Raw genomic sequence first — 8,345 nt, forward strand, 5'->3', positions numbered from 1 at the left:
AACTTACTCCTTACTATTTAAACTTTCGTACGCTTCATCCAAAGTTCTTTCGATACCAACTTCTGGTAAGACTTCAGCATTATCAACCCCAACATTAATCAAATGAGCTAAGAATTCGATATTGCCTTCGCCACCCTTAATTGGTGAAAAACTGAGTCCTGCCACCGTAAATCCTTCGTTAACTGCCATTTGAAGTGTATTTTCTAAAACTTCTTTATGCGTTGAACGTTCTTTGATAATGCCGTGTTTCCCGACCTTTTCACGCCCAGCTTCAAACTGAGGTTTGATCAAAGCTGCAACGGAGCCGTTCTGTTTTAAAATATCACGCAAGGTTGGCAAAATCAGCTTTAATGAAATAAAAGATACATCAATGGACGTAAACTCAGGCTGACCGTCAGTAAAGTCCTCTGGCTTACAGTATCTAAAGTTAGTATTTTCCATTACAACAACTCTAGGATCACTACGAAGTTTCCAAACAAGTTGATTGGTACCTACATCTAACGCATAACTGAGCTTAGCACCGTTTTGAAGCATTACATCGGTAAAACCACCGGTTGATGATCCAATATCAAGCACCGTTAAACCATCGACACTTAGATTAAACGCTTTCAATGCCTTCTCCAGTTTCAGTCCACCACGACTAACATACGGCATGGGTTTACCTTTTAAATGAAGTTCGATTGTGGGATCAATTTTAACGCCCGGTTTATCAAGTCTTTCTTCATTTTCACCTAAGACCTCGCCTGCCATGACTGCACGTTTAGCCTTTTCACGTGTGTCAAATATTCCTTGTTGAACTAATAACACATCTACTCGTTCTTTTTTCATTATTTTTCACCATCTAGTTGCAAATACTGAATGAATCCACGTAAAAGACCTAGGTCCAATGTTGAATCTATTTCAGACATGCGTTGCAAATTTTCATTCATATGTTTAATTACGTTATCTAAGTCTAATTTAGCTTGTTGTAAGCCTTCCAAATTTGGATAAGTATTTTTATTTTGGGCTAAATCCTTGTGAGCCGTCTTACCAAGCTGAGCCGTTGTTTCAGTAACATCAGCAATATCATCAAAAATCTGATATGCTAACCCAAAATTAGTTGTAAACCCTACTAACTCATCAGCCAGTTGCTTAGAAACATTAGTTAAAACATTCGCTGCCTGAGCTGTGAATTTAAGTAAGCGACCTGTTTTATTTTCGTGTAACTGCTGAAGTTTATCCATTGAATACTGCTTAGTTACACCTTCAATATCCCAAACTTGACCGATAACCATACCGCTGGGTCCAGCCGCTGCAGACAGTTCCGTAACCAACTTAACTGTTTTATCCGAGTCTCCATCAAGGCTAGATAACCACTGAAAAGCAACCGTCAATAATGCATCACCAGTTAAAATAGCATGTGCTTCGCCATACTTCTTATGACTCGTGGGATTACCCCGTCGCAGGTCATCGTTGTCCATAGCTGGTAAATCATCATGAATAAGAGAATATGTATGGATAGCTTCCAGTGCCGCAGCAACTGTAAAGTCATCCTTAGTTAAAATATTTTGTACGGTTTCAATAATTGCAAGTAGCAGCAAGGGACGAAGACGTTTTCCACCAGCATGAATAGAATAAGCCATCATCGACTTTAACTCATTATCAAAAACTGTTTGGTCTAATAAGTCATCAATCCTTTGATTGATTTTTGGAATATTTTGATTTTGAAAACTGGAAAGTGATTTAGTCATTTTGGTCTGTACTCTGATCTTTTAAATCAAAATCGGATTCCTTACCGTCTTCATCCATAACCTTAGTAAGTGTTTTTTCAGCATTCTTCAAAGTATCTTGTAATTCGCCACTAAGCTGGACGCCCTTTTGAAATTCAGTCAATGCTTCTTCCAAAGGAACGTCTCCCTTTTCTAGATTATTTACAATTTGTTCTAACTCTTTTAAATTATCTTCAAAAGTTTTCTTATTTGCCATCTTTCTTATCCTTTTCTATGTTTTGAACAACCGCTTCGGCTGTACCATCTTTGAAATGCATTGAAACAACTTCTTGTTCCGATAAATCTGCCGTTGATTTAATAACGTGGTCATCCTTAGTTACATAGGTGAATCCACGGCCCATTACCTTTAATGGACTTAAATGATCCAAACCAGTAATTAAGTCACGAACCATTGATTCATCATTCATCAAGTTCTGTTGCATATTTCTAACCAACGATTCTTTAGAATGGCTCACCGCCTGTTTTAATAACTCAATTCTATTCTTAGGCGTATTGGTTTTTAACTGATTATTGGTCGAAATTAATCTCTGTTCAAAATTATTTAAAATGCCTCGTTGTGCACCAGTTAATCGTAGTTTTAATTGATCAATATTTTGAATATATCCTTCATACAATCGGCTTGGATCAGTAAAGACATATGATTGAGTTAGATGCTGAACTAATTGGCGATTGCGATCAATTCGATTCTTAACAGCAACATTTAATCTTAATTGTTGTTTTTGAATTGATAATAACTCATCTGATAATACTGGTGTAGCTAGTTCAGCAGCCGCAGTTGGCGTAGCTGCACGGACATCAGCAACTAAATCAGCAATCGTCGTATCAGTCTCATGTCCAACCGAAGATATCACTGGAATTGTACTATTAAAAATTGCACGTGCAACAGTCTCCTCATTAAATGGCCATAGATCTTCAATCGATCCACCACCACGACCGATAATTAAAGTGTCAAAAGTTTCATCCTGATTAACTCTTTCAATTTGTCGAACGATATCACCGGCAGCCTCATTTCCTTGTACAACCGCTGGATATAAAACAATCTGAGCAATGGGATATCTTCGTTGAACCGTTGTGATAATATCTCGAATAACCGCCCCAGACGGACTAGTAACCACCGCAATACGTTTAGGAAACTTTACTAAAGCCTGTTTAGGTGCAGTGAAAAGCCCCTCAGCACTTAATTTCTGTTTCAATTGTTCATAAGCCTGATATAAGGCTCCCACTCCGTCTGGTTGCATAGAATCGATATAAATCTGGTACCCACCATTACCTGGATAAACAGAAATTCGACCAGTAACCAGTACTTTCATACCTTCCTCAGGACGAAATTTAACTTTACTAAAAGCCGACTTAAACATGATTGCATTAATTTTTGCGTGGTCATCTTTTAAACTGAAATACTGGTGACTATTTGGACGCGGACGAAAATTAGAAATTTCTCCCACTAAATAAATTCTTTGCAAATATGGATCTACATCAAATTTTCTCTTAATGTAGGAAGTTAAAGCCGTAACCGTTAAATATTCAGTTGCCATTATTCCTTGCTCCATTTAGCTAATTCAACTGTTTGTTGCATCAACATAGAAATTGTCATTGGACCGACACCCTTTGGTACCGGTGTGATAAAACTAGCAACCTTATCAGCAGAACTGAACTCGACATCACCAGTTAATTTTCCATTTTCATCGCGATCCATGCCGACGTCAATTACAACTGCATCATCTTTAATATCTTGTACTTTGATAAAATGGGTTTTACCAACAGCAACAACTAAAATATCAGCTGTTTTGGTCAATTGTTTAAGATTAGCAGTGTGGCTGTGTGCAACAGTTACCGTAGCGTTAGCATTCAACAACAGATAACTCATTGGCTTACCAACGATATTACTACGGCCAACAACCACAACATTTTTGCCATCAACGTTGACTTGGTATTTTTCCAACATCTTCATGATTCCCTTAGGAGTACATGCAACTGGAGTATGATCCATTTGGCCAGCGCTCAAACGACCAACATTAACTGGATTAAATCCATCTGCATCCTTTTTAGGGCTAATGGTTTCAATCACTTTAAATTCATTAATTTGATCTGGCAATGGCATTTGAACCAGAATAGCGTGAACACTATCGTCAGTATTCAACTTTTCAATTTGATCAAGTAAATCCTGTTCACTAGTATCTGCATCTAGTTTAATGACAGTCGACTTGATTCCTAGTTTTTCCGCTCTTCTACTCTTATTTCTAACATAGATTTGACTAGCTTCGTTGTCTCCCACTAGAATCACAACTAAATGTGGTTCAAGACCCCGTTTTAATAAACTATCAACTTGTTTTTTAGTATCTTGATCAACTTCTGCTGCTAACGCTTTTCCATCAATAATAACTGCCATTCTAACTCCTCCGACCCGATGTATTTAATGTTTCTATTTTATCATTTATTGATTCAAAGCCCCAATCAAAAAAAGATCATAGTTGCAACATGCAACTACAATCTACAGTTTTTTAATGTTCATCAGCAATTTTTGATAAAACACCGTTAATAAACTTACGGGAATTATCATCGGCAAATGTTTTAGCAAGCTCAATTGACTCATTAATAACCACATTATCAGGTGTGTCATTTTGATCTGTTAATTCAAAAGTTCCTAATTCTAAAATAATTAAATCAGGATTTGTTAGTCGTGTAATTGACCAACCCTTTTTCAATTTAGAACTAATTTGAGCTTTTAAGTCATCTTCATGTTCCAAAACGCCATCTATCAAATAGTTTAAATACTGAGTATCTTGTTCAGTTGTATCATATTGTTCAAGAACCTGGTCTTTAATATCAACTAGATTGCCATCTTTGTTGGCATTTTTAGCAAAGAGAACTTGAAAAGCACTTTCGCGAATCTGGTGACGGTTTATTTTCACTTTTCTTCACCATCTTTTTCTGCAAAAATATCATCCGGATCAATTGAAGAATTAGTTTCTTCAGGTAACATTCCGTCGACTTCAATGTTAACTTCATTGATAACAATTTCAGTCATAAATAAAATTTGTTGCTTAATTTTTTCTTGAAGTTTAGCTGCAGTTTGAGGAACAGAAATACCAAAGTCGAGTACCACGTTTACTTCAATCACTAGTCCACGATCATCTTCAGTTAACTTAATTCCAGAAGCTCCCGATTCTAAACCTAAAAGAGCACTAACGCCCTTCGAAAAACTACTGTTAACTAAATGAACTCCTTGAACTTGTTCAGCAGTAATTCCCGCAATGATTTCAATCACTTCAGGAGCAAGTGAAATTTGACCATTTTTTGAACTATCATCACTTAATGTTAAATACTTACTTTCTGCCATTTCAAGACCCCCTTATGCTCGTGAAACGTAAGTTCCATCAGAAGTATTGATTGTTAAAGCATCACCCTCGTTAACAAAGAATGGAACTTGAACTACCAATCCTGTTTCCATCGTAGCTGGTTTTGAACCACCACTGGCAGTATTTCCCTTAATACCAGGTTCTGTAGCCACTACTTTCATATCAATTGTGTTAGGTAACTCAACACCCAGCGTTTCAGTACCGTAGAAAGAGATACTAACATTCATGTTTTCAATTAGATAATTTTTTTCGTAATCTAGTCGTTCTTCAGGAATTTCAACTTGTTCATAGGTTTCATTATCCATGAAAACAAAATTTGCTCCATCATTATATAGATATTGCATTCTTTTTGTTTCAATGTTTGCTTGTTCCATTTTTTCTCCAGCACGGAAAGTTTTTTCCTGAACCGCACCGTTTCGCAAGTTCTTTAGCTTACTTCTAACAAAAGCTCCACCTTTACCAGGCTTAACATGCTGAAACTCAACAATTCGCCAGATATTATTATCAAATTCAATAGTTAATCCATTTTTAAAATCCGCCGTTGAAATTGTGCTCATTATTAAATTCCTCCAAAAAATCTTTATTACGTTAACTATAGCAATACAGCCTACTTTAAACAAGTTAAGTCTATACATAAAAGCTAAAATTAACTAAATAACTTTTATAATCCAAGGCAACAAAAAAGTCGCGAGCTAAATCACTTTCGCTCACGACTATTAATTGTTAATTATTCAGCGTCTGCTACTGGGTAAACAGAAACTTGACGCTTGTCACGACCTTTACGTTCGAAGCGTACAACTCCGTCTGAAAGAGCAAACAAAGTATCGTCATTACCACGGCCTACATTAGCACCTGGATAAATATGTGTTCCACGTTGACGATAAATGATCATTCCACCTTTAACAGCTTGACCATCTGCACGTTTTGTACCTAAACGACGACCTGCAGAGTCACGACCGTTAGATGTGGAACCGCCCCCCTTATGATGAGAGAAGAATTGTAAATTCATTTCCATGATAGTTTCACCTCCGGATTAAGTTTTTAATTTAAGTTTATATATTCACCGTATGACTGACTAATGTCTTTCATCCCTAATTCAAAAGAACTAAGAATTAGTTGAACTTTTTGTTCAGCCTCCGGACTCATAGCATCTGGAACACTAACCTCCATATATCCGCCTTCTTGATTGTTTGAAACAACCTTCGGAGAAATTGGAGTTAGCTTCTCGATACTATTAACCGTATTGATAGAAAGTACCGATATAGCTGCACAGACAATGTCTTGTCCATACTCACCTGAATTTGCGTGACCGGTTAACTTAAAACCATTAATCTGGCCGTCTTGCTTGCTAATCCATGCTTGAATCATAGTAACCACCTACATTAAGCATTGATAGAATCAATCTTAACCTTTGTATATGGCTGACGATGACCAGTTTTTGTATGCTGGTTTTTCTTAGCCTTGTACTTGAAAGTTGTGATCTTCTTTTGCTTGCCTTGTTTTTCAACAGTTCCAGCAACTGAAGCACCATCAACAACTGGTGATCCAACCTTAGTTGATTCTCCGCCGACGAAGATAACTTGATCAAAAGTAACCTTTTCGCCTTCAGCAACGTTCAACTTTTCAACAAAAATTGATTCGCCTTCTTCAACCTTAAATTGCTTACCGCCTGTTTTAATAATTGCGTACACGATGTGCACCTCCTTTATATATTCTAAGACTCGCCAATCTAAGTGCTATGCTTTAATACTCAGAATTGTGCGGTTGTAGCGAGAGTGTCCACATACAACTTTGATACTATAACAAAGAATTGCCTAGTAAGTCAAGTTAATCACCAAAAAAATCTACTAAATGTAGCTCTCCAGCCTGTCTTGGATATTGTAACGTCTTTTGAGCAATCCGGGCCATATAATGTGGAGTATAAACCATACCTTTATCTAACCAGTCAGTAACCATTCCCGTCAATCCATGGACATAAAAGGAACATATAACTTGAATTGGCAACCCATCAATCTTTAATTGATTATCAAAATAAAAAGCAAACTTTTCAAGCCAGTGACTTATTTCTATTTCAAACTTATCTTTAAAATCTGTAAAACCAGGTGTACATAATAAAACAGTGTAAGCATCGTACTTATTTGCAATTTGATCAAACATCTTAGACATTGATAAAACTGAAACCGCATGTTTTTTTACGTTATCAATTGGTAAGTTATCAGCTCCATCAACTAACGCTGGCCTAAATATCTCTCGAACAGCATCTTCCACCACCATATTTACGAATTCGTTCTTATCTTTAAAATGCCCGTAAAATGCGCTCCGAGTAACATCGGCTTCATCCGTTATTTGACGAACATTAATGTCTTCCACGCGATAGTTTTTTAACAATTTAATAAAAGCCTCATTCAGACTTTTATTAGTTCGAAGGACACGTGGATCAGAATCATTTTTCATGTAGATATCCTCCAAATTTTTAAATATTTTAGCAATTAAACTAGTCCAAATCTCATTACTGAGAATATCCTTTATCAATAACTCTGTCAAAGATTTACACATCTGTCTAAATTAAAAATAGTAGTTCAGGTTGGTTTGGAAACTCAACCTAAACTACTATTTTATTATTGATCATTACCAATCTGATAGAGATCAGAGTTAGCACTGGTATCTTTTAACATCTGTTTATAAATCTTATCTTGATCATTTTTATTCTTCGTAATGCTATGAGTCATTAATTGCATTGCCTTCAACATATTATGACGAACGTGTCCAGTTAAATCATCATCAAATCCAAGTTGGTGCTTATATGCTCTCGTAAGCATACCTTGCACACCATTTGAACTTGTTCCTAACAGGTCTTTAAACTCAGCTTGATCCTTTTTACTCATTCCCTTTTGTCCTTGGTCAATTAACTGGTCGAGAGAATCTATAATTTTCTTTTCAGTATCTGGACGCTCTGAGTTAAACTTCTTCATCTCTGAAATAGTTGTCTCAATTAATTTTTTATCATCTGATATCTTACTATACTTATCTGGTGTCACAACCACTGTGGCATAAACCTTATTATGTGTGCAGGCTCCTAACATTACAACCACTGATAGAAGTGAAATAAGATAGATTGCTATTTTTTTCATGGCATCCTCCGATCGATTAACTTACACTAATGATACAAAAGAATACCTTATAATTAAAGCCCGAATTTAAAATTGAAGTGCAACAC

13 protein-coding genes and 1 other annotated feature are annotated in these 8,345 nt (G+C 36.3%); all 13 genes read right to left on the reverse strand.

Going from position 1 to position 8,345, the window contains the following annotated elements; all coding sequences use genetic code 11:
- Positions 1-3 precede the first annotated feature (3 nt).
- Positions 4-828, reverse strand: a complete 825-nt coding sequence (locus tag IV88_RS04910; RefSeq protein ID WP_057799374.1) for a TlyA family RNA methyltransferase — start codon at positions 826-828, stop codon at positions 4-6.
- The gene (locus tag IV88_RS04915; RefSeq protein ID WP_057799376.1) at positions 828-1,730 is read right to left on the reverse strand and encodes a polyprenyl synthetase family protein; all 903 of its coding nucleotides are present in this window, start codon (positions 1,728-1,730) and stop codon (positions 828-830) included. Before IV88_RS04915 ends, IV88_RS04910 begins: the two co-directional genes overlap by 1 nt.
- Positions 1,723-1,965: an exodeoxyribonuclease VII small subunit gene (locus IV88_RS04920; RefSeq protein ID WP_057799378.1), complete on the reverse strand. Its 243-nt coding sequence runs from the start codon at positions 1,963-1,965 to the stop codon at positions 1,723-1,725. Before IV88_RS04920 ends, IV88_RS04915 begins: the two co-directional genes overlap by 8 nt.
- Positions 1,955-3,307 carry an exodeoxyribonuclease VII large subunit gene (gene xseA, locus IV88_RS04925; protein WP_186823771.1) on the reverse strand — a complete coding sequence of 451 codons (1,353 nt, stop codon included), beginning with the start codon at positions 3,305-3,307 and terminating at the stop codon, positions 1,955-1,957. The genes IV88_RS04920 and xseA overlap by 11 nt, the downstream gene beginning before the upstream one ends.
- Positions 3,304-4,158 (reverse strand): bifunctional 5,10-methylenetetrahydrofolate dehydrogenase/5,10-methenyltetrahydrofolate cyclohydrolase, encoded by an 855-nt coding sequence (locus IV88_RS04930; protein ID WP_057799382.1) that lies wholly within the window; start codon positions 4,156-4,158, stop codon positions 3,304-3,306. Before IV88_RS04930 ends, xseA begins: the two co-directional genes overlap by 4 nt.
- Positions 4,159-4,270: 112 nt before the next feature.
- The gene (nusB, locus tag IV88_RS04935) at positions 4,271-4,681 is read right to left on the reverse strand and encodes a transcription antitermination factor NusB (RefSeq protein WP_057799383.1); all 411 of its coding nucleotides are present in this window, start codon (positions 4,679-4,681) and stop codon (positions 4,271-4,273) included.
- On the reverse strand, positions 4,678-5,109 hold the full coding sequence (locus IV88_RS04940) for an Asp23/Gls24 family envelope stress response protein (protein ID WP_057799385.1): 432 nt from the start codon (positions 5,107-5,109) through the stop codon (positions 4,678-4,680). Before IV88_RS04940 ends, nusB begins: the two co-directional genes overlap by 4 nt.
- Positions 5,110-5,121: 12 nt before the next feature.
- The gene (gene efp / locus IV88_RS04945) at positions 5,122-5,685 is read right to left on the reverse strand and encodes an elongation factor P (protein WP_057799387.1); all 564 of its coding nucleotides are present in this window, start codon (positions 5,683-5,685) and stop codon (positions 5,122-5,124) included.
- A 170-nt stretch (positions 5,686-5,855) separates the two neighbouring features.
- Positions 5,856-6,143, reverse strand: coding sequence for a 50S ribosomal protein L27 (gene rpmA, locus IV88_RS04950; RefSeq protein WP_057799388.1), 288 nt, complete (start codon positions 6,141-6,143; stop codon positions 5,856-5,858).
- A 26-nt stretch (positions 6,144-6,169) separates the two neighbouring features.
- Positions 6,170-6,496, reverse strand: coding sequence for a ribosomal-processing cysteine protease Prp (locus tag IV88_RS04955; RefSeq protein WP_057799390.1), 327 nt, complete (start codon positions 6,494-6,496; stop codon positions 6,170-6,172).
- Positions 6,497-6,510: 14 nt separating this feature from the next.
- Entirely contained in the window at positions 6,511-6,819 is a 309-nt protein-coding gene (rplU, locus tag IV88_RS04960) for a 50S ribosomal protein L21 (protein WP_057799392.1), read from the reverse strand.
- 16 nt (positions 6,820-6,835) lie between these two features.
- Positions 6,836-6,904 (reverse strand) — a sequence feature (ribosomal protein L21 leader region).
- 51 nt (positions 6,905-6,955) lie between these two features.
- Positions 6,956-7,582, reverse strand: coding sequence for a TetR/AcrR family transcriptional regulator (locus IV88_RS04965; protein ID WP_057799394.1), 627 nt, complete (start codon positions 7,580-7,582; stop codon positions 6,956-6,958).
- 164 nt (positions 7,583-7,746) lie between these two features.
- A complete protein-coding gene (locus IV88_RS04970) occupies positions 7,747-8,259 on the reverse strand; it encodes a hypothetical protein (protein ID WP_057799395.1) in 513 nt (170 codons plus the stop codon).
- Positions 8,260-8,345: the final 86 nt, after the last annotated feature.

The sequence above is a fragment of the Pediococcus argentinicus genome (genome assembly GCF_001437605.1).
Lineage (GTDB): Bacteria > Bacillota > Bacilli > Lactobacillales > Lactobacillaceae > Pediococcus > Pediococcus argentinicus.